The sequence below is a fragment of the Eisenbergiella porci genome (assembly GCF_009696275.1).
Classification (GTDB): domain Bacteria; phylum Bacillota; class Clostridia; order Lachnospirales; family Lachnospiraceae; genus Eisenbergiella; species Eisenbergiella porci.
Genome location: NZ_VUMI01000004.1, coordinates 39,999 through 61,932, shown reverse-complemented (window position 1 = coordinate 61,932; position 21,934 = coordinate 39,999). Strand labels below are relative to the sequence as shown.

The 21,934-nt window shown below is 48.3% G+C and carries 20 protein-coding genes and 2 pseudogenes; 5 read left to right on the top strand and 17 right to left on the bottom strand.

The genetic code is table 11. From position 1 onward, the window contains the following. Nucleotides 1–13: 13 nt before the first annotated feature. The 3 genes from FYJ45_RS03475 to FYJ45_RS03465 all read right to left on the bottom strand — a co-directional run bounded on the left by FYJ45_RS03475 (nucleotide 14) and on the right by FYJ45_RS03465 (nucleotide 2,203). Complete coding sequence (locus tag FYJ45_RS03475; RefSeq protein WP_154463502.1) at nucleotides 14–769, bottom strand: hypothetical protein; 756 nt, start codon at nucleotides 767–769, stop codon at nucleotides 14–16. Then, nucleotides 759–1,286, bottom strand: coding sequence for an RNA polymerase sigma factor (locus tag FYJ45_RS03470; protein WP_154463501.1), 528 nt, complete (start codon nucleotides 1,284–1,286; stop codon nucleotides 759–761). Before FYJ45_RS03470 ends, FYJ45_RS03475 begins: the two co-directional genes overlap by 11 nt. Before the next feature lie 158 nt (nucleotides 1,287–1,444). Next, complete coding sequence (locus FYJ45_RS03465; protein WP_276891012.1) at nucleotides 1,445–2,203, bottom strand: alpha/beta hydrolase; 759 nt, start codon at nucleotides 2,201–2,203, stop codon at nucleotides 1,445–1,447. Between the two features lie 762 nt (nucleotides 2,204–2,965). On the opposite strand from FYJ45_RS03465, the gene FYJ45_RS03460 reads away from it, so the two are divergent. The 4 genes from FYJ45_RS03460 to FYJ45_RS03445 all read left to right on the top strand — a co-directional run bounded on the left by FYJ45_RS03460 (nucleotide 2,966) and on the right by FYJ45_RS03445 (nucleotide 7,747). Next, nucleotides 2,966–3,454, top strand: coding sequence for an NADH-quinone oxidoreductase subunit NuoE family protein (locus tag FYJ45_RS03460; RefSeq protein WP_021638847.1), 489 nt, complete (start codon nucleotides 2,966–2,968; stop codon nucleotides 3,452–3,454). Next, entirely contained in the window at nucleotides 3,444–5,381 is a 1,938-nt protein-coding gene (locus FYJ45_RS03455; RefSeq protein ID WP_021638848.1) for an NADH-quinone oxidoreductase subunit NuoF, read from the top strand. Before FYJ45_RS03460 ends, FYJ45_RS03455 begins: the two co-directional genes overlap by 11 nt. Before the next feature lie 134 nt (nucleotides 5,382–5,515). Continuing rightward, a complete protein-coding gene (locus FYJ45_RS03450) occupies nucleotides 5,516–7,228 on the top strand; it encodes a [FeFe] hydrogenase, group A (protein ID WP_154463499.1) in 1,713 nt (570 codons plus the stop codon). A gap of 93 nt (nucleotides 7,229–7,321) precedes the next feature. Beyond that, nucleotides 7,322–7,747 (top strand): VOC family protein, encoded by a 426-nt coding sequence (locus FYJ45_RS03445; RefSeq protein WP_154463498.1) that lies wholly within the window; start codon nucleotides 7,322–7,324, stop codon nucleotides 7,745–7,747. Between the two features lie 210 nt (nucleotides 7,748–7,957). Here FYJ45_RS03445 and FYJ45_RS32530 read toward each other — a convergent pair. The 8 genes and pseudogenes from FYJ45_RS32530 to FYJ45_RS03405 form a co-directional block, all read right to left on the bottom strand. Then, a pseudogene (locus FYJ45_RS32530) lies at nucleotides 7,958–8,717 on the bottom strand (Gfo/Idh/MocA family protein). 96 nt (nucleotides 8,718–8,813) lie between these two features. After that, entirely contained in the window at nucleotides 8,814–9,374 is a 561-nt protein-coding gene (locus tag FYJ45_RS03435) for an NUDIX hydrolase (RefSeq protein WP_154463497.1), read from the bottom strand. A 60-nt stretch (nucleotides 9,375–9,434) separates the two neighbouring features. Next, complete coding sequence (locus FYJ45_RS03430) at nucleotides 9,435–10,301, bottom strand: hypothetical protein (protein ID WP_154463496.1); 867 nt, start codon at nucleotides 10,299–10,301, stop codon at nucleotides 9,435–9,437. Between the two features lie 243 nt (nucleotides 10,302–10,544). Beyond that, on the bottom strand, nucleotides 10,545–11,765 hold the full coding sequence (locus FYJ45_RS03425; RefSeq protein WP_154463495.1) for a glycoside hydrolase family protein: 1,221 nt from the start codon (nucleotides 11,763–11,765) through the stop codon (nucleotides 10,545–10,547). Beyond that, nucleotides 11,758–11,952 carry a helix-turn-helix domain-containing protein gene (locus tag FYJ45_RS31655; RefSeq protein ID WP_276925179.1) on the bottom strand — a complete coding sequence of 65 codons (195 nt, stop codon included), beginning with the start codon at nucleotides 11,950–11,952 and terminating at the stop codon, nucleotides 11,758–11,760. The genes FYJ45_RS03425 and FYJ45_RS31655 overlap by 8 nt, the downstream gene beginning before the upstream one ends. A 170-nt stretch (nucleotides 11,953–12,122) precedes the next feature. Next, complete coding sequence (locus tag FYJ45_RS03415; protein ID WP_154463493.1) at nucleotides 12,123–12,686, bottom strand: hypothetical protein; 564 nt, start codon at nucleotides 12,684–12,686, stop codon at nucleotides 12,123–12,125. 436 nt (nucleotides 12,687–13,122) lie between these two features. Continuing rightward, on the bottom strand, nucleotides 13,123–14,052 hold the full coding sequence (locus tag FYJ45_RS29400) for an alpha-amylase family protein (protein WP_195841637.1): 930 nt from the start codon (nucleotides 14,050–14,052) through the stop codon (nucleotides 13,123–13,125). Nucleotides 14,053–14,213: 161 nt separating this feature from the next. Then, nucleotides 14,214–14,408 carry a hypothetical protein gene (locus FYJ45_RS03405; protein ID WP_154463492.1) on the bottom strand — a complete coding sequence of 65 codons (195 nt, stop codon included), beginning with the start codon at nucleotides 14,406–14,408 and terminating at the stop codon, nucleotides 14,214–14,216. Nucleotides 14,409–14,517: 109 nt separating this feature from the next. Between FYJ45_RS03405 and FYJ45_RS03400 the strand changes: the two are divergent. Next, nucleotides 14,518–15,117, top strand: a pseudogene (locus FYJ45_RS03400) (ISNCY family transposase); the annotation flags it as partial. Here the strand turns inward: FYJ45_RS03400 and FYJ45_RS03395 are convergent. The 6 genes from FYJ45_RS03395 to FYJ45_RS03370 all read right to left on the bottom strand — a co-directional run bounded on the left by FYJ45_RS03395 (nucleotide 15,114) and on the right by FYJ45_RS03370 (nucleotide 21,922). Next, nucleotides 15,114–15,263, bottom strand: coding sequence for a hypothetical protein (locus FYJ45_RS03395; RefSeq protein WP_154463491.1), 150 nt, complete (start codon nucleotides 15,261–15,263; stop codon nucleotides 15,114–15,116). The pseudogene FYJ45_RS03400 and the gene FYJ45_RS03395 sit on opposite strands and share 4 nt — an antisense overlap. 741 nt (nucleotides 15,264–16,004) lie before the next feature. Further along, nucleotides 16,005–16,223, bottom strand: a complete 219-nt coding sequence (locus FYJ45_RS03390; RefSeq protein ID WP_195841636.1) for a hypothetical protein — start codon at nucleotides 16,221–16,223, stop codon at nucleotides 16,005–16,007. A 16-nt stretch (nucleotides 16,224–16,239) separates the two neighbouring features. Next, entirely contained in the window at nucleotides 16,240–18,438 is a 2,199-nt protein-coding gene (gene bglX, locus FYJ45_RS03385) for a beta-glucosidase BglX (RefSeq protein WP_154463490.1), read from the bottom strand. A gap of 19 nt (nucleotides 18,439–18,457) precedes the next feature. After that, entirely contained in the window at nucleotides 18,458–19,201 is a 744-nt protein-coding gene (locus FYJ45_RS03380; protein WP_154463489.1) for a DUF4886 domain-containing protein, read from the bottom strand. 9 nt (nucleotides 19,202–19,210) lie between these two features. Then, complete coding sequence (locus tag FYJ45_RS03375) at nucleotides 19,211–20,242, bottom strand: LacI family DNA-binding transcriptional regulator (RefSeq protein WP_154463488.1); 1,032 nt, start codon at nucleotides 20,240–20,242, stop codon at nucleotides 19,211–19,213. Between the two features lie 111 nt (nucleotides 20,243–20,353). After that, nucleotides 20,354–21,922 carry an ABC transporter substrate-binding protein gene (locus FYJ45_RS03370; protein WP_154463487.1) on the bottom strand — a complete coding sequence of 523 codons (1,569 nt, stop codon included), beginning with the start codon at nucleotides 21,920–21,922 and terminating at the stop codon, nucleotides 20,354–20,356. Nucleotides 21,923–21,934 lie beyond the last annotated feature (12 nt).

Here is a 21,934-nt window from a genome sequence, read left to right as displayed (position 1 = left end):
CCGGCCTGAACGGTTACAGCGCATACCTTTTTTGGATAAAGCGGCATTGCCGTGCCCCAAAGGCCAGCAGGCAGAGACAGATACCGCCCCAGCCAAGGCTGAAGTTCTGCCGGAACACCACCGGGCAATACTCGCCGGCAGCCAGAAAAAGAAGAAGAAGCACAGCGCACATTCCCGCACAGCCCGCACAAAACCGTTCCGGCCTCACATGGCCCAACAGATAGCATAGCCCCGCCGCCGCAAGAAGAAACGGCACAAGCAAATATAATACCGCGCCGCTCCGGCTTATGGCGGTACTGCGCACCGTGTACCAAAATACGCAGGAAAGAACTGCCGCATCCCCCAGCCCCGCAAGAACAAGCCATGCTCCTGTCAGCCTGCCCATGGACATCCGCGTAGCGATTTCAGTTTCAAACATCCGATAACGCAGGGAACGCCATAAAAACGGTACCGCCGTCATCACGATAAGAACGGATATACAGCAAAGAAGCAGCGGGATTTTTTCCTGATTCACCACCTTCAGGCTGCCATAAGTAAAGGTCAGTACTAAGCGCAGCAGGCCAAGAAGCACACCCTGCATCAGCCATATTTTCCAGCCGTTAAACCGGATCTGCCGCAGCAGAAAGCCTGTAAAACCGATTCGCTCCCTGTGTTTTCCCCGGTAAGCTTTATGCAGCGCTTCCGCTGTCATGGCCATCCGTTCGGCGTCCGGTTCCCCGACGCTCTCCTTCAATGCCCTTCCCAGCTCTTTTTCCCAGTTATTTTGCATCTGTCTCTCCTCCTTCCTTCAGAATTTTCTTAAGGTACTTCAATGCGGCGCGCAGCCGCGATTGTACCGTCCGCAGCGGAAGCCCCAGGACATCGGCGGTTTCCCGCAGCGTAAGATCCTGGGCAAACCGGAGCAGCACGATTTCCCTCTGCTTTTCGGGCAGCCGTTCCACCAGCCGGGCGAGATCTGCCTCCTGCTCGGCCCGGTCAAATTCCCGTTCCGTATATACCAGCTCCTCCGGCAGGGCCTCCGGTTTCTTTTTCCGCCACATGTCCACACAGGTATTGGCGGCAATCTGATAAAGAAAGGCCTTGAACCTGCCTTTATGTACATACCGGTTAAAATGCCGCACCGCCTTTAGAAAGGTTTCCTGCGCCGCATCCTCCGCCGTTGCCTGATCCGGCGTATGCCATCTGCAGTACCGCAGTATTTCAGGGTAATAAAGGCTCACCAGCTCATCCAGCCCGCCGCTGTCCCCCTGTTCTATTTTTCTGAATATTTCATCTTCACGCGTCAAGTTTTTCCTCCTGAGGGCGTCCCCTCATAGATTGAAACGTATGGGAGGAATGTAAATGATTACTTTTTTATTTATTTTTTCAAAGCTTACGAAGCATTGTTATTGTTCCAGGCTTTTCAATCGATATCTTTGACCGCTTCCCGGCTGTAATCCTGAGGTCACTGCTCCCGCTGCCTGCTGTCCCCGGCCCATCTGCCAATCTCCGCCGCCGTCAGCCTCCACTGCTCCTGCGGCGTAATTTCCGCCCTGCCGTCGCCCTTCTGTTCCCCATACCAGCCAAAGCCGGCATGATTGCCACCCTCAATCACATACTCCTCTGCCGTCTTTGGAAGATTTACCCGGCACTCCTCATACTTTTCCAGGTTCAGCACCCCGTCCCGGCTGCCATACACAGACAGCACCGGCAGAGCCTCCAGAAGCGGCTTTGTGGAATAAGCGGCCAAAAGCGCCAGCCCGGACAGCTGCTCTGCGTGCTCCGCCGCATAGCCCGCTGCCATGGCTCCGCCCAGGGAATGCCCGCTCAGGTACCATTCTTCTATTTCAGGATATGCCGACATCACGTCCTCAGCCGCGCCGCTTCCCAGCACCGCCAGTCGCCCCGGCATCCGCACAAGCACGCAGAAAAAATCCTCAGCTGCAATTTCGCGCATCAGAGGGCCATAAGCCTCTTCCTCCACCTTTGCGCCGGGATAAAAAATAAAACCGCGACCGCTTTTTGTATCCCCGTACGTAATCCAGGCATCCAATGCATCCACCTGTATCTGCTCCCCGCCGCCCTGTGCAAAAACCTCCTGAATATCCGGCAGCGCATGGTAATATGCCTGGATATAAATAAAAATTCCTGCCGCCGCAAATAACAGGACAGCCAGTACTCCTATGATAATTTTTCTTCCTGTGCCATGTTTTCTTTCCTTCACGTCTGATCCCTCTTTTTCATTTTTTGTAACTGTCCGCTCAGTCCACAGTTAATTATTTTGTAACTGTTCAGTACCCCTCACAGTTACTGCTAAAATCCATCCTAAATCGCCTTTGGCGATGGATTTTAGCACTCTTGAATCACTTTCTTACGGTCAACGCAAAGCGTTGGCCTGCGCAGCTAAATGCGCTGACCTGCTGAACAGTCACATTATTTTTCTATTATTCTATAGAAAAAGAGGCGTTCGGGCAACACCAACCTCCATAACAGTTCAGACAACCGGACTGTTACAGGCATCCTGCCGTTTAAAATCGATGTGCGATGGGCCCGATATCTGCTTTTGCTGCATATTCCAGCAACCAGAGAATCCCGCCAGAACGATACCCGTTTTCTCCCTTTTCAGCATTAGTGCAATATGCATATTTTTTTATATTTTGATTGTATTTATTGTATATTCTTCTTTAATTTGTGTATAAAATGAGTTTTTTTATCAAAATTCATAGAAATTTTATGGCTTACTCCACTCATTCATGGTAAAATATTAAAACCGTTGTTAGTCACCGTAACAGACAGTTCAGTGATCTGAGCTGTTGCCGTCCGTCTGCCTTTTCATCAAGGTCAGGCGTTTATGTATTGACAGCTGGAATAATAATGTAAAGCAGGGAGTTACCCTGCGGGCAGCTGCCGGGATTCTTATTTTTATCACAGCGCGGCATTCGCCGCCCATCCCACAGATTTGTCCGCAAGAACGAAAGGAGTTCACATGTTGACGCACGAAGAAATCACCAGCCTCGATGAGATTCTTTCAAGCCATGATTACGACAGCGCATCCGTTATTGCAATCATGCAGGACATCCAGAAAACGTACCGCTATCTTCCCCAGGAGGCGCTGACCTATATCGCCGGGAAGCTGAAGATGAGCGAAGCCAAAATTTATGGCGTAGCCACCTTTTATGAAAACTTTTCTCTGGAACCAAAAGGCAGATATGTCATCAAAGTATGCGATGGGACAGCCTGCCATGTCCGCAAATCAATTCCCATCCTGGAGGAATTCCGGAATATCCTGGGGCTGTCCGAAACCAAGCATAATTCGGACGATATGCTTTTTACCCTGGAAACCGTATCCTGCCTGGGAGCCTGCGGCCTGGCGCCGGTATGCACCGTAAACGACAAGGTCCATGCCGCCATGACACCGGAAAAAGCACGGGAACTCATTAAAGAACTGAGGGAGGAAGCAGCAGATGAAAATTAACAGCCGCGAAGAATTAAACCACTTGCAGGAATTTTACAGCAGCAGGCTTCATGCGCAGACTAAAAGGATTCTCGTCTGTGCCGGCACCGGCTGTGTTGCGGGCGGCTCCCTTTTAATCTATGCCCGCTTAAAAGAGCTGATGGAGGAACAGGGCATCCGCTGTGAGGTGGTTCTTGAGGAAGAGCCCCACGAACATGCAGACGGCGCCGGACACACCTGCCATTGTGAAGAATCCGCCCCCGAAGGCGCGCGTATCGGCCTGAAAAAAAGCGGCTGCCACGGCTTCTGCGAAATGGGCCCCCTTCTGCGCATCGATCCGGAAGGCCTTCTTTACATTAAGGTAAAGGTGGAGGACTGCGAAGAAATTATTGAACGAAGCATCCTTAAGGATGAAATTGTGGAACGTCTCGTCTATCAGGATCAGTCCCTGAAATCCTATCCCAGACAGGAGGACATTCCCTTCTATAAAAAGCAGACGCGCGTTGCCCTGGAATACTGCGGACATATCAACGCGGAATCCGTCAGGGAATACATAGCCGTAGGCGGTTATTCCGCCGTGGCAAAGGCGCTTTTTGATATGACGCCCCAGCAGATCGTGGACGAGATCTCAGACTCCAGCCTGCGGGGCAGAGGAGGCGGCGGTTTCCCCACCGGCCGGAAATGGGCGCAGGTGCTCCGTCAGCCCGAAGAAATCAAGTACGTTGTCTGCAATGGTGATGAAGGCGACCCGGGCGCATTCATGGATCGTTCCATGATGGAAGGCGAACCCCACCGCGTCCTGGAAGGCATGATCATTGCTGGAATTGCCACCGGCGCACATTACGGTTATATCTATGTGCGTGCGGAATACCCCCTGGCCGTTTCCAGACTGCAGAACGCCATCGACCAGGCTATGGAAATGGGGCTTCTGGGAGACAATATCCTTGGCTCCGGCTTCGGCTTTACCGTGAAAATCAGCCAGGGCGCAGGCGCCTTTGTATGCGGTGAAGGCAGCGCCCTCACCTCCTCCATCGAAGGCAACCGCGGCATGCCCCGCGTAAAGCCCCCCAGAACCGTGGAAAAAGGCCTGTTTGAGAAGCCTACCGTACTCAACAACGTGGAAACCTTCTGTAACGTTGCTCCCATTATCTTAAAGGGCGCGGACTGGTATAAGACCATGGGGCCTGAAAACAATCACGGCACCAAGGCCTTCGCCCTCACCGGAAACGTAAATAACACCGGGCTTATCGAGGTTCCCATGGGTACGACGCTGCGCGAGGTTATTTTCGACATCGGCGGCGGCGTAAAAGGCGGCAGCTTTAAGGCCGTCCAGATCGGAGGCCCCTCCGGCGGCTGCCTGTGCATCAGTGCTACTGAGGATCACCTGGATATGCACCTGGATTTTGATTCCCTCAAAAAAGTAGGCGCCATGATCGGCTCCGGCGGTCTGGTGGTCATGAACGATAAAAGCTGTATGGTAGAGGTTGCGCGCTTCTTCATGAATTTTACCCAGAACGAATCCTGCGGCAAATGCGTACCCTGCCGGGAAGGCACCAAGCGTATGCTGGAGCTGCTTACGGATATCACAGAGGGCCGGGGAACCATGGAGCATCTGGATATGCTGGAGGAACTGTCCCAGACCATTTCCGATACCGCGCTCTGCGGCCTTGGAAAAACCGCGGCATTCCCTGTTGTCAGCACCATGAAATATTTCAGGGACGAATACATCTCCCATGTTGTGGATAAAAAATGCCCTGCCGGACAATGCAAGGCGCTTGTTAACCTGCAGATCGATCCCGAGCTGTGTAAGGGCTGTACCAAATGTGCAAGGCTCTGCCCTGTCTCCGCCATTACCGGAGAACTGAAAAAGCCTCACACCATCGATGTCAGCAAATGCATCAAGTGCGGAGCCTGTAAGGAAGGCTGCCCGTTCCATGCAATCAGCTGATTTGGGCCGCAGGTATACTGTTGATATCTTCACTGGTAACTGTGAAAGTATTGGACAGTTACCTTTACCAATACGGCTGCGGTACATAATCAGACATTTGCACGCGTTATGAAAAGCTAAGAGGAGAATTTGAAATGGCAAAATACATGATAATTGACGGCATAAGGGCGGATTTCGATCAGGAAAAAAACATCCTGCAGGTAATCAACAGCGTAGGCATCCATGTTCCCACCCTTTGCTATTATTCCGATCTTTCCATATACGGCGCCTGCCGTATGTGCATGGTGGAGGATGAACGGGGCAATCTGATTGCTTCCTGTTCCACTCCTCCCAAGGATAAAATGGTCATCCGCACCAATACCCCCAGGCTGCAGCACCACCGGAAAATGATTCTGGAGCTGCTGCTCGCCGCCCACTGCCGCGACTGCACTATCTGTGAGAAAAACCAGACCTGCCGTCTTCAGGAACTGGCGGGCCGCCTTGGCCTTACTGATGTCCGTTTTCCCAATACGAGAGAAGCACAGCCCGTGGATGATTCCTCAGTTTCCATCGTCAGGGATCCCAGCAAATGCATCCTTTGCGGCGACTGCGTCAGGGTATGTAATGAGGTACAGCACGTAGGGGCAATTGATTTTGCAAACCGCGGTTCCTCCATGATTGTCACCCCGGCCTTCGGCAAGAAGCTGGCGGAAACCAACTGCGTAAACTGCGGCCAGTGCGCCGCCGTATGCCCCACCGCCGCCATCAAGGTAAAAACCAACCTGGATAAGGTATGGCGTCAGCTCTACGATCCAGGCAAACGTGTCGTCGTACAGGTTGCTCCCGCCGTCCGTGTCGCCCTGGGCGAAGCCTTCGGTCTTGCTCCCGGCGAAGACAGCATCGGCAAAATCTTTACCGCCATCCGTATGCTGGGCTTTGACGCTGTGCACGATACCTGTGTGGGCGCCGACCTGACCATTATGGAAGAGGCAAAGGAGCTGGGTGAAAAACTGGAAAGCGGAGACGACCGTTTCCCGCTGTTCACCTCCTGCTGCCCCGCCTGGATCCGTTTTGCAGAAACGAAGCATCCCGACATCATGCCCTACATTTCCTCCTGCAAATCCCCGATGGAAATGTTCGGCGCTGTCCTGAAGGAGTATTATAAGGATAAAGATAAAGAGGAAGGAAAAGAAACCATCTCCATGGCCGTTATGCCATGCGTAGCCAAAAAGATGGAAGCGGTCCGTGATGAATTCATCCGGGACGGCGTGCCGGACATCGACTATGTCATCACCACCAAGGAGCTGATCCGCATGATCCGTGAAAGCGGCATCCAGTTTGATGAAATCGATCCGGAGGCCCCCGACATGCCCTTCTCCATCTCCTCCGGCGCAGGCGTTATTTTCGGCGTAACCGGCGGCGTAACCGAAGCCGCACTCCGCCGCCTGGTTCAGGAAAAGAGCACCCAGTCGCTGCGTGATATCAAGTTTTCCGGCATCCGCGGCATGGAAGGCGTCAAAGAAGCCGTCCTGGAGCTGAACGGCCGCACCCTCCGCATCGGCGTGGTAAGCGGGCTGGGAAATGCCGATAACCTCATTGAAAAAATTAAGAGCGGCGAAGAGCATTTTGATTTTGTGGAAGTCATGGCCTGTCCTTACGGATGTATTGCCGGCGCCGGCCAGCCCTTCTGCCATAAGGTGGACAAAAAAGAGCGTATGGCAGGCATGTACCGCTCCGATAAAGCCGCTCCCATCAAGAGAAGTGAGGAAAATCCCGTGATTTACAATCTGTATCACGGCGGGCTGCTGGAAGGCAGAGAGCATGAGCTGCTGCATGTGCACTATAAAGGGGCGCAGCCGCAGGAATAATAGCCGCAGGAAGAAAGTGGCGGAAAAAGTGGCGGGAGGTGCTTTCATACACTGCATCCATGGATTCCCATCATATACCGGGAGGATAAAAAAATGCTGCTTACACCGAATTTTCATTTTCATGGAGACTGTGAAGAAGCCATGCTGCTGTACCAGAAGGCTTTTTCCGGAGAAATCACCTGCATGCTCCGCTATCGGGATGCCAATCCAGAGGATTATTCCGCCGACAGCAGATGGGACGATTATATATACCATGCGGAAATGCTTCTGCATGGCACAAGAATCATGATGTCGGATATGGAGCCTGCGGTACCGGCGCAGCGTCCGTCTTATCTGCCGCTTTCCCTGGTTGTGACAATGGACACGAAGGAGCAGGTAATGCAGGCATTTGAGGCAATGAAGGACGGTGCAGAAATCCTTTCGCCGCCGCAAAGCACCACCTACAGCTCCTGTTTTCTTTCTCTGATAGACAGATTCGGGAACCGGTGGGAAATCATGACAGAGCAGACGCTTCGTTAAAAACAGAACTGTCCTGCAATAGATTTTATATGTTTCTTGTAATTTGCCTCCGTGATAATTACATTTCAGCAAATTTCCATTTATCGGCAGAACGTAAATAATAAGGCCTCCGGTCATGTATTTAATAAAAATACACACCGGAGGTCTTAACTTTTTTAAAGATACTATTTTTATGTTCCGTAACTATTACAATACCATGCAGCTTAACCATCACTCAAACGGATACCTGATTCCCCACTCGGCTCTCATCGCATCCATCATTTTCATCACGCGGATGGTTTCGGCATGAGGCATCTGAGGACATTCCAGACGTCCCTCCTCCAGTGCCCTGATGCAGGCTTCCACTTCGTATTCATACCCGCTGATCTGCGGCGGACAGTCAATGTGCTTGATTTTCCTGCGATCCTGATCGTAAACAGTAATGCTTTCAAAATTATTGATGTTTTCAACTATCATAAAACCTTTTCTCCCGTAAATGATTCCTTTCCTGTCACTCAGGGAAAGCATGGAACTGTTGAGGACGGCAACTTTTCCGTCTTCATAAATCAGCGTTGCACTGTTCTGCTCGTCCACTCCCGTATCCGTATAGGTGCAGACGGAAGAAACCTTTGCCACCTCGCCCCCGAAAATCATCAGGGCAAAATTAAGCGGATAAACGCCCACATCCAAAAGCGCACCGCCTGCGCAGCCTGGGAACCTGGCTGATAACATAGCCATGGGCGATACAGAGCTTTGCATTTTCAAAGTGTTCGGAATGAGGCATCGCAATGTATACCAAATCCACATTTTCATCCCGTACCAGCTCTTCATAGGAGCCATAAGCCCTTGCAAAGCCATATTCTGAAGAAAAAGCCTCCGCCTTCTCCAGGCTTCTGGAGCCTATCGCATAGCGCTCCACATTTTCCATTTCCGCAATGGTTCTTGCCATACAGGAAGCGATTCCGCCCGCTCCCATAATTGCCATTCTCAGTTTTTTCATATCATTTTCCTGCTGCGGCGCCGGCTATTCACCGGTCTGCGCCGCGCATCCCTCCTTCTTTTTATGTAATATTCCTGAATCCTTTCATCATATTCCGTAACGCCTTTGAAACGCCGATTCCAGGGCACTTGTCTCCCACGGGAAAATGCAGTATCCCTCTGCGCCTGCCGTCGCCAGCTCCTTCAGCCGTTCAAAATCAATCCAGCAGACCGAATCCACCTCTTCCGCCTGAAGCCTTAAGTCCGCCTCGTTTACCTGCTTCTCGTACAAATATACCGCAGATATTTCCCGGTCAAGGATATGCTTTCCTCCAAAATAATCATCCACCTGGCAGGGATAGATTCCTGCAAAATACAGCTCTTCACCGGAGGCCGCAATCCCCAGCTCCTCTTCAAGCTCCCTTAATGCCGCTTCCAGAAAGGTGTCTCCGGCAGAAAGATGCCCTGCGCAGGAGGTATCATAACAGCCCGGGAAGCTTTCCTTCGTCCGGCTGCGTTTCTGCAGCAGCAGCTCAATCCGCCCTTCCCGGCGGCGCACCAGCCATATATGGGCGGTACCATGCCAGTCACCGTCCCTGTGGACCGCGCTTCTTTCCTTCACCTCACCCGTAGGATCTCCCTGCGGCGTGCGGACATCAAACATTTCCATTGCTGTTTTCCTGCCTTTTTACTGTATTATATACCTCCGGATTTTTCACCACGCAGGCGCTCACTGAATCACAAATAAACAATCGCTGGCAAAGGGACCGTCTCCTCCGTTATAAATCTTACTGTTTCCCATATTATCAGAAACGGAAACTCTCTTCAGCCGGTAGGTGCCCGCTTCTTTGGTCTGGCTTTTCTTTATCACCGCCGAATATAAATCGCCCGTCTTTTCCAGATTCACGGTGACGGCCTTTCCGTTTTCGTTCTCAAAACGCACCGCTACCGTATCCACGCCGGAAAAATCATCCGCAACCGCAGCAGTCACCGTAATTTCGGATTCCCTGGCCGCCCGGGCAGGCGTCACCACTACCGCTCCCAGCACTGGCGGTGTTTCGTCAGCTGCCGCCACGCCGTTCATAATCTGGAAGCCGGCGGTCACAGGAAGCGTCTGGTATTTGTCGTTTTCCTTCCGGTCCTCTGCCCTGCAATATTTCAGATACCCTCCGTTATTATCCTGCAGTATCACCTTATCCAGCACAAAAAAACCGGCCGGCTCATAAATACTCATGGTCATCCATCCCGCATAAACACCATTCGCAAAGTCCTTATCACGGAGTATCTTGGTAACGGTCCTGTCGTTTGCCGTATTTTTAAACTGGATGTTGACATGATCGATTCCGGCGGGTCCAGACAGCGCCTGAACCGCCACATAGACCTTCAGCTCGGTTCCTTCCGCCTGCATTGCCCCGGCCGCCACCGCGCCGAGAAGCATGCCGGTTGTATTTTCCGCCCCTGATGGTATTCCCGGGACGGCTTCCGCGGGAATTCCCGGGACAGCCTCCGCGGCCTGTGTACGCCAGGAAGGCAGCTGCCACATTATTGCCAGGGCCGCTGCCGTTATTATTGCTATTCCCCTTTTGCCTGTTTTCATTCAACCACTCCTTTTTTACAGCCGGCGCAGTAAATATACTGGCCTGCCGAACAGTTACTTTTATTCTATCATATCAGAAACAAAATGGAAGAATGCCAGGCAAAAGATTCTATTATTTTATGATTCCTTGTTACTGTTCGCTCCGTGGCCAGTAACGCTTCCTTTTCTTTAATCTGATTGCAGTATAGTTGCAGAAAGCCCTGTCCCCTGTCCGGCCTGACAGCCGGAATTGTCTGTCCCGTCTCACCGGCTGACCAGGGGCATCTCCGTCATACGCAGATTGGTGCATCCATAGGGCTGCAGAAGCTTTTCCTCCGGCTGCGACAATGCCCTGCGCTCCTGCGGCAGAGGGGCGCAGACTCCGCCATTTTCCTGCCAGGGGATTTTTACCATTTCCGTTTTTATCTGCAGGGGCGGATTATCCACAGCAAAAGGAAATTCTCCTATTTCATTGCCGCGCACCTCAAACGTTTCCGTGCAGAAGCCGTAATTCCAGTCAGAGGCCGGCGTCAGCTCATAATCGCAGTAAGGAGCCTTGCGTTCAACGCCGTCCTTCACATATTCCAGCTTTCTGCAGGTTTCCGTGATGGGCAGGGAAAAAACCAGCGGGCCTCTCACCAGGGCTTTCATATCGTTCGGCCGGTCTGTAAGGACAGGCACAAAGGAAAAACTCACCTTCACCCGGGTACTCCCCTCCCATTTGCGGTAAATCCGGTAAAAGCTTCCCGGCTCCGCCTTTTCACCATCCACCAGCGCTCCCTGTGCAAAACCGGGAATGCGGACAAGAAGCTCCATTTCCACCGGCCGCTCCGCCGTGATTTCAATGACGGCTTCATCACGGAAGGGATATCCGGAAATCACCTGCAGTGAAACTGCCGTTCCCTCCTTTTCTATCCTTACGGAAACGGGAACCGGCGACATCACGGCCAGCCCGTCTGCGCTCAACGCAACCGCCGACAATGCGAATTTCGGCCAGGCCTGATTAAAGTTCGCCGTGCAGCATCCGAAATTCGGCTCCAGCCCAAACATATGGGCTTCCCCGCCATTGGAATTAAAGGGCACCTGATCCGGCGCAATCCTGCTGCAGCAGATCTGGTTTGTCATCTGCACATACTGATGCGCCCACATATCCGGCGTCGTAGTGGCAGGCAGACAGTTAAAGGCCTCTTTTTCCAGCAGATCGCCCCAGAAGGGATTCCCGCTCACCGCCAGGAGGATTTCATAGGAATACATAGCCTCGGCCACGCTGCAGCATTCGCTTCCCTGGACGGGCGAATCCCCGGACAGGCATTCGTCCCCTGTAAAATGCCCGGTTGCCATGCTGTTATACCGCATCACTTTTTCATACATTTCCCGTGCAAAGCCGTCCGCGCTCTCCCCGGTAAGCAGGGACATCAGCGCCCGGGATTTAAACGCCATGGCTGTATTCACCACATGGTTCAGCTGGGTCCAGTACTTATCCACATCCGGGTGGGCGAAGTATGCGCAGAATATACTGCATGACAGGCATGCCCACCAGCGCCTGAAACAGCCGGTAAAAATAAAACAGGGAAAATCCGGCACGGCTGCTCAGCTCTTCCGCCATAATCTCCGTATCCAGGTTATCTTCAATATAATCCAGGCTCTCCTGTATTGTATCCCGGTAATCCACAGCGTGTATCTCCTTTTTCTGATTTCCGGCTTCCCGGCCATCGCAGTTAATCTCTGCCGTTGTGTTACCCGCCAGTTTTTCTGCTGACTCTATCTTAGCATTGAGGCATTGGAAAAACATTTCCTGTTTTGCCGCTTTTTTCAGTTAACAGGAAAAAATCCAGCGCCGCATCATTCCACCGCAACGCTGGATACCCCGATATTAATCAGGAAGTTTTCCAAAATTTCTTTCTTTTCCTGATATAATTCATTTGATATTGAATAAGAAACGACATAGACAGCAAAATCATTGTCCGGTATGCGCAGCACAAGATACTCCTCCCGCACCACACTGCCGTCGTCCTCTTCAATCTCTTTCACATACCTTTTTCCCTGCAGCCCGTTTGCCGTACTGAAATCCATCCCTTCATCCTCCGGCATTTCTTCCACGCCTTTGGTTCCGTAAATGGAAATTTCATTGCCGCTGTCTCCGTCAATGTACAGGTCATAGCCCCATTCGTAGCTGTCCATTTTCTCGCCTGCATTGATCTTTTCATAGGTATCATAGGTCCAGTCCTTCGGCAGGATCATAAAAATACTGTCCACAAAGCTGTTATGATTAAATGTATGGCTGATTACGCTGATTTCGTCCTGGCTCATAACCGCCGCCTCACCGCCCCCATTTCCCTGGCAGCCGGTAAAAAATACGGCGCCGGAAAGCAGGACGGACAATAATATTCCTTTAAGTTTGCGCAAGCTGCTTCCTCCTGACTTATCTTTATTCCCGCTAGCAACGAGCCAAGCAGCCATGCTTGCATGGATATTTGGCGACTGCCGCGAGGGTCAAAGACCCCGCTGCTCTGCAGCTCTGCAAGTTTGATACCCCGTTGCTTGCAGCGGGGGCTTTGATTTCCTTCTAGTTATTTAAAAGTTTTGGGATATCATCCATATTATAGCAAATAAAAAAAGCCTTGAATACACAAGACTTTTTTTATTGCAGACTTTTTATCATGCTCTGTAATCGTTCAGGCATTCGGTCTGTTACAATAACTCATGCTCAATACATCTAAACGCCTATACCTGGCCGATAATAAGTTCCGCAACCTGCATATCAGTTTTATCGGGATTTTCCGCCAGCAGATCAAGCACTTTCTTTGCATAACAAACATCCAGCTGGAGTATGTCGGCTATTTCATTTATGTCTAAGCCTTTTTCGGATTTTTTTTCTGATCAAAGATATTATCGCCTCGGCTTCACCGCAGGCAATTCCCTGGGCAATCCCATCTTCTTTGCCGCTCTTATACTCGCTGTCACGGATTTTTCTCATTTCCTCTTCTTCATTATACTCAAAGATTGACACCGCTATCACCTCCGCTCTCTGTGACGACAGGAAATCTGCCAGAATGCCTTCTCTGATGCATTCCGTTACCGCCCGCTCAACCGCTTCCTCAATCTGCATTCTCTTTGCATATTTTCTGACCCGGTCCACATACTGTGCATATTCCTTCAATGTCCGGCATTTCTCCATCAGCTCTTGGTTATGTCCAAAATTAATGTTCAGCATAAGTACTTTAAGCTCAAGCTCCGGTTCTGCCGTCTCTTTTTCAAACGCATCCGACAGCCGCAGGATCTGCTTTTCGGGCTGTAGCATTCGGAAAACCGTATCCTTCTGATTTCTTACTACGTGCAGTTCTTCTGCCATAAGCTGCTCCTTTCTGTTTGTGTGCGGAGCAACCTTTCCAATCAGCCGCTCCTGCTTTAGCATTACAGCATCCGGATCCGTTTGATAATAGTGATGATTGGTATAATGGTTTCCCGCAAGGCAGCGCATCATATTCTGCGGACCGAACTCCCCGTCCCAGCTTGAGCCCACATCCCCGCCTATGCGCATACCGTCCGCATAACCCACAAACGGCAGGAAGGGGGCGATACAGCCCAGCCAATAGCTTTCTTCACCAATGGCTTCTCTGATCATCTGCAGATACTCTCTAAAGTATTCCACAGAGGTTTTTCCCGGCATGTGCCTTTTTACCCGGCTGCTGTCCTGCAGCCCCCAGAGCATGAAATCTGTTTTAAACATTTCCGCGCCCCAGCCGTGAAGTGTCTCAAATACATTTTTCATATAGGCCATCGCCCCAGGATGGGAGGTATCCAGACAATAGTACTCCTCATCCTGATATCCCCAGGGCTTTGGCTCATTATCCGTTATCCAGGGTCTGACCGGCTTATCCTCCGTATCATACAGAATCCAGTCCGGATGCTCCCTGTAAAGCCGGCTTCTGTTTAATCTCCGATGGAGGTACAGTACCCCACATCCAGCTGAAAATATTTAATATCCGGCCGTTTTTCCATTCCGGCAAGACCATTCAGATACTCCGTCAGCTGCGGCTGATTAAAGTTCGTACAGTAGCCATGTTTAAATTCTCCTTTCTGTATTTGAGCGTACTTTAGGCGTTTGCGAAACGCCAGAACCTGCATAAATGCGGGATTCTTTTTTCTACAAAATAAAACATCTCCTCAATGGTTTATGGTACAATAGAGTTACGAACAGCTATCAACCAATCCACCAAAAAGGAGATGTACTTACATGATAACATATAAACAGCTCTCTTTGGCAGATATTTTTACCGATTGCCAAAATAAATTTGATAACGATAAGTATAAGTTTCTTTCTCTTCTTGATGAAACCATTAACCTTGATGAAATTGTTCCGGTATCCTTTGTTTCCCATTTTCATGCTGCCACCTGCAGACCCCGCAGGCATCTTCTTTATCCCTAATATGCCAATTCCATTATCAAACAACTGAAAGCGTTTAAAAAAGCAAAAAAACTGCATGATTCCTACGACCCTTATAAAGCCGCTTATGCCTCCATGCCTTCCCATGCCGCCGCCAATCCGGCCATCCAGCAGATGTATATCAACGGACATTTCTGCTACGCCTATAAGTTTGGCATCATCACCAATGGGCTTGGTATTGTCAGGGATATTACTTTTTATAACAAGAATTTTCTTAAGGCGCACCCGGAAATCCCTGTGGAAAAAAAATCCGATTCCCCGGATGAGGATAAGAGCCTTGCTGATTCCAAAGCTTTGATCCCTGTATTAAAGGATTTTTTTCTAAAGCACCTACTGATCAATCCCAGAATCTTCCTGGGTGACGCGGCTTTTGATTCTGTTGAAATCTATTTTTCTTCCACCTCCATATCCTGGATTCCTTCCAGATATGGCTGATAGCTCATGCTGCAACTGCGGGAATATAGAAGCTCCTTTCCATTGCAGAAAATATGCGGCCGAAAATCAAGTGTCAGCGGATTGGCCCTCTCCAGCTTCATCCGCTCCTCCTTTGACTCCAGCGGCTTTCACCACTTTCTCCGGTACTATCCGGCTGTCCGACTGCCCTCACCCTGTTTGCTTTCCTCCCTTGCGGTTATACGGCATACCGGCAGTTTTCTCTGCCGGGGAGTGCTGGCTCTCCCACGTTGATGCATTGTTCTTGTACAGCATGATAGGTTCTCCGACACCGCAGCAGCATCCGAAATCTCGCCATATCGATAAACTGATGTCTTACCTTCCGCTCACATAACAGCGTCGGCCTGCTGGATCTAAGTTTATTTCGGTGCTCAATGGCTACTCTACTGCCTTACTGTCTACGCTTAGACTGTATCGTTACCAGTACAATCCCAAGACTCGCTTCCGATGGTGTGGCTTGCACCTTACCGAACGGGGTTTCCACCCGCATAACAAATGCACCCTTGTTTCGTGGCGCACTATGAGCTAAACTGTTATTGTCCATTCTTTGGACCTCCTGTGCTTTTTATTTGTGGTTTTGCAGACCCACATTTATTCTAGCACAGGAGCTCATACTTATATCTAAAGAACTTCTCTCCCCCTGCATAGCAGGGGGGTTATTTTTTACTGTGACACAATATAACATACAGACCTGCCGCTGGCAGGTCTGTATGTTATTGTATTAGCAGAACATAAAAATAAAACGTCAATAGCGATATTCTCCCACAAGTATTCACCCCGTCCTTTCTGGCAGGAATGAAAAGCAATATTTTATTATGGCTGATTTAACCGACAGCTAATTCAGGATAGATTCTGTGTTTGGTTTCTATCAGTGCCTCCATGATGCGGCGACCTTTATCGCTCACCATATATCTTCTGGAGTGTGGTATCTTCCGTATCAGCCCATGCACCCTGAATTTGGAAAGTTCACGGCTCATCCGGCTGCGTTCCTTTTTGGAATCCGTATTTCCTTTGCTTAATGCGTTTCGGATATCTCGATTCATAAAACTATGCTATATTTTATTCAAGTACAAAAATAGCTCCATTTTCCGTTTCACTTGAATTGCCTATAAAAATTTTAAATTCTCCCGGCTCACTCAAATAATTCATATCAACATTATGGAAGCGAAGCATCTCTTCCCTGATTTCAAAAGAAACTGTCTTTTCTTCGCCAGGAAACAACTCAATTTTTTTGATTCCTTTCAATTCCCGCACCGGTCGCACAACGCTTGCACAAACGTCCTGAATATAAAGCTGCACAACCTCTTTTCCTTTCATTCCGCCGATATTCTTTACCTGTACAGATGCCAAGATCACGCCTTCCCTATTCATGTGCGACGCGCTCAGACACACCTTACCAATCTGAAATTCTGTATAAGAAAGCCCATATCCAAATGCATAAAGCGGCTTATTCGGAATATCTAAATAACGAGATACATACTTCTCATCTGTCCCTTCTTTGTATGGTCTTCCCGTCGCAAACTGCCCATAAAATACCGGAACCTGTCCAACACAATACGGAAAACTCATTGCCAGCTTACCAGACGGACTCACGTCCCCGTACAAAACATCTGCAATCGCATTCCCTCCTTCTGTTCCTGGCATCCACACCACCAAAACAGATGCCGCATAACGACTGATTTCCCTAATATCAAGCGGTCTTCCTGTAAACAGCACAACTGCTACATTCTGATTTACCGCACGTACTTTGCGAAAAAGCTCCATCTGGCACTCCGGCAATGAAATATCTGCACGGCTAGCCGCCTCTCCTGACTGCATCCGATGCTCCCCTAAAAACAATACCACTTTATCCGCTTTTTGAGCCTCCTCTTCCGCTTCCTCCAAAAGCTGTTCACTTTCGTTTCCAGTTTCTTCTCCCTTACCCTTCATGTATTCCAGCCCATCGAACTCATTCAGCATTGCACAACCCGTCAGGAATTCTGCATTTATCCCAGACCTACTCTTAATTCCCATTTCAGCCGAAACAGTCGTTTCCGGTCTGCCAAACATAGACCAGGCTCCGTAAATCTCACAATTGGAGACATAAGGTCCGATAAATGCAACCTTTTCTTCATTTTTCAGCGGAAGAACTCCTTCATTTTTCAAAAGAACAAACGTCTCTAAAGCCGCCCTTCTCGCCTCATTCCGATGTTCCTTGCATAATAAAATTTCTTTTTCCTCTTTTTCATCCGCATCTTTATAAGGATTTTCAAACAGCCCCAGCTCATTTTTCAAATTTAAAATTCTAAAAACCGCCTCATCAATCAATGCCGCTTCAATTTTCCCCTCTTCAATCAGTTTTCTTAAATTTTTGCAATAGCATCCAGTCATCATGTCAATGTCCACTCCCGCTTCCATTGCCAATCGAGCAGCTTCCTCTCGATTCTGGGCAATTCCATGGTTGCACATCTCCTCAATAGATGCCCAATCTGAAATAACAACCCCTTTAAAGCCCATTTCTCCTCTCAGTATATCCCTCAGAAGTTTTTTATTACCCGAAGACGGAATGCGATCCAACGTATTGAAACTGGTCATGACCATTGCCGTTCCCGCATCTACCGCTTCTTTATAGGAAGGAAGATAATCATCTCTCAGCGTTCTTTCAGATAATTCTACTGTATTATAATCTCTCCCCGCCATCGGCGCTCCATACGCTGCAAAATGTTTTACACACGATGCAATCCTTCCTTTTTCTCTCAATTCATGCACCCCTTGATACCCCTCTACCATCGCTCTCGCAAAACATCTATTCAGATATGGATCTTCCCCTGTTGATTCCATAACTCTTCCCCATCTGGCATCTCTCGCAAGATCAACCATTGGAGAAAAGGTCAAATGAAGCCCTGACGCAGCAGACTCCTTTGCCGCTATTTCGGCACATCGCCTTGACATCTCCGGCTCAAACGAACACCCTTGCGCGAGCGGAATTGGAAAAACCGTTTTAAAACCATTGATAATATCAGCCATAAAAATCAACGGTATACGATGCGGCTGTTTTTTCATATATTCTCTTTGGATATTTTTTAATTTTTCAGCCCCTACAGATCCAAGAACACTTCCTGCCTGTTCTATTTCCTCTTCCGTATACCCCATCGTATTGGCCGGCCCCGTAATTACTCCATCCTCTTCATAAAATATTCCGCTTACCTGAAGAAGCTGGTCTGTTTTCTCCTCAATCGACATACTTTCCAGAAGCTCTCGAAGTTTATTTTGTTCCATTTTACCCTCCGCTCTATTTTCATTTCAGCGCATCTATGATCGTCCTTTGAATTGTTTCCACCAATTCTTTCTGCGCCCCATTCGGTATAAATGAATTTTTCCTAATATCTTTTCCAGTCACAAACGAAAAAATAAGCGCCGCTACCAAATATCTTCCATAAATCATATCCATATGAAAGCCATCCCGGCACAAACTTTTCTCTCCTTCACTGTATCTAAACCCTTTTTCTTCCCGCACCTTTTGAATCACATCCGCACTCGGAATCAACCTTGCCTTTATTTTCTCTACCGCCTTTTCATAGCACTCTGACAGCCTTTCATACATCTCATACTGACTGTTATGATAGCGCGAAAACGCCTCATGCGTACTATCAGTCTCATATGCCCATGTTTTTTGAAGCAAAATCTCCGCCGTCGGGCACTCTTGTCTGAAAAATCCAATCACTTTCTCCAGCCACGGTTCATAAGTTTCCCACATTCCGCTGTCATGGCTGGCCTGCTGCGTCAAAATATAATCCCATTTTTCTGCATTCAATACCTCTTCTGAGGATACATATTTCCCCTCAGTTTTCCCATTTTTTTGATATTCGTATACCCTTTCCCCTGTCTCAATGTTCTCCCAATGCCGTTTCAGGCTGCATCCTCCGATATAAAGATTAACTGCGAGACAGTTGATTCCTGATGCCTCAAAAATATCATGTAAATAATAAAAAGCATCTTCTGTAAAGCTGTTGCCTACCGCCAAAATTTTTATTTCTTTCATATTCCCTCTTTATTGCAGCTTTTTTACTGATCCGCGCTTCATAATAACCGAATCACAAACTAAATGCTGTGCTTTTTCTCCATTCATCATCCCATGTAGCAGGGACACAGCCGAAAGAGCCATCTCCGCCGCAGGCTGATATACGGTATCTAATGTCGGATTATAAAATTCCGTCATCTCTATGCCGTCAAATCCAATAATGGAAATATCATCCGGAACTTTTTTCCCCGAAGTCAAAACAGCTTTTGCCGCGCCGATTGCCAAAACATCCGAAAAGGCAAAAATAGCCGTCATATCCGGATTCCTCTGCATCAAGCCTTTCATTGTTTGAAACCCTGCCCAGTATCCGACACCGCTTGTAGGAATTGCTGATGCAATCAACCTGTCTTCCACTGGTATACCGCTTTCCTCCAAAGCCCTAACATATCCTCTATAACGTAATAAATTCGGCGTTACCACTCCTTCTATATCCTTATAAAGAAAGCCAATCTTGCGATGCCCCATATCTATCAGATATTTTGTTGCCCGATACCCTTCAAGCTCATCATCAATCGTAACGCTTGAATACAAAGAAGGATCCACATTCCCCTCAGAACTTACTGTGAGCAATACGCAAGGAATCCCTAATTGCTTGAACTTTGCCTCTGTATAAGAAGAGTAAGATCCCCCCATAATGATCAGACCGCATAAATTTCTCTGCATAGATTCACTGATTGCAAAATCAAGTTCATCCGAATTCTCATCTACATTTTGAATCTGCAGCGGATACCCTCGTGATGCTACTTCCTGCTGAATTATTTCTATCATTTTTTCAAAAAAGGGATTTGAAATATATTTTACAAAAAGCGCAATATTTTCTGATTGTGTTAATTTTAAATTGCGGGCATTGTTATTCGGTATATAATTATATTCATTGATAACGTCCATTACCTTTTTCCTTGTCTTTTCGCTTACCGATCCCGTCTGATTAATAACTCGGGAAACTGTCGCGATACCTACACCCGACAATCTCGCAATATCTTTAATATTGATGTTTGCCATTTCTTCTTCCCTCTTTCTGCCGGATTATCAAAAGCGGGGCTGCAAAATACTGCACCCCCGCCGCAACCACACACATTGAAACAGTATGTGACTTTTTCCAGAAACCATTTATCATCCGGCGGATGCGAATTCCTGAACCTGTGTTTTTACTTCTTCGATCACAGTGTCAATACCTGCCGATTTGAGTTGCTCCCTATACTGCTCAAGCGCCGCTTTCACATTCTCTGTTTTTCCCAGCATCAACTGAATTCCAAGAGTTGAATTCACATTGGAAATTGCGGACAATTCTGCTTTTACTGCAGAATCATCAAAACTGAATCCAATATATGGATCATCAATGTGATTCTTTCCCCATTCCTCCATTTTCTCATAGCGGCTCGGATGCTCTACTCTCAGCGGAATCTTAAACTCATTATTGCTAAATGCCCATGCTGAAAATCCGCCTCCATCAACTTCCTCATTAAACGATGCCGGCTTTTCAAGATAACCATCCACAATCTCATACTGCCGCCCCTCAATACCATTCTGCCACAATCTGTAATATGATTCATCTGTAATAAACTTCTCAATCGCCATCAAGCATCTTTCCGGATATTTGCTGTTCACATTGATAACTGTCAAATCCTGTGCCGGAGAACTTTTCATTACTTTATTGTTATCCTCTGCAAAATACCATGCATCAATATCCTGATCGGGAAGCTGTCCGTGGATAGCTGTATAATTTCCTGTCCAGTCTCCCATATGTGTGATATATGAAGTACATTGACCATTCTTGTACATTTCTTTATCCCCGGTTGAAGCCGATAAAATGTCCGTAGGCCAATACCCTTTCTTTGACCACTCGTCCAGCTTAATAACAAACTGTTCAAATTCCTCTGTAAATGCCGGATGTATTATTTTCTCAGGACTATGATAATTTTCACACATAAGATACATTTCGTTGCTTGCAATGCCAGGAGCCGGAACCCAGTTGCCCGTTGTCTGCTCCAGCATATGATAAAAGTCCATCGCTACTTCTGCATTTCCATTAATCGGATAAATACCATTTTTCACAGATGCATCACAATAAGCTTCAAACGATTCCAGATCATTCACTTCCGAAATGCCCCATTTCTCACAATTGGCTTTATTATAAACAAATGCGTAACTATTATATCCTGCTCCTAAACTCGGAACGCCAAATATCCCTTCCGAAGTAGATGCTGCCGTCCATCCAGATTCTCCTATTGCCTCTTTTAAAGTAGGAGTACAGCTATCTAAAAGTCCAGAAATCTCATACAGTGAGCCTTGCTTCGCAAGTGTATAAAACGGCACTGCTGTATTAACCGAAGCATATGCCATATCAAACTCTTCTCCCGACGCCCACAAAAGGGGATACTTCGTATTAATATCTCCCCAGTCAATATATTTAACCTCTATGGAAGTATTAATATCTTCAGTCAGTTTCTTATTGATCTCCGCCAAAATATCTTCATTTGCCGCTCCCGGAGAACCATACAAATAAAGTGATAATGTTACATGCTCCGAAAGATCCACTTTACCCGCTTCGGCTTCCTGCTTCTCTCCAATAGGCTCTGTACCGCCCCCAGTCTCTGTGTTTTTGCCGCTTCCGCACCCGGCCAAAAGTGACCCCACCATCGCCGTGCATAAAATAGTGCTCATAAGTCTCTTGAATTTCATTTTTTCCTCCTT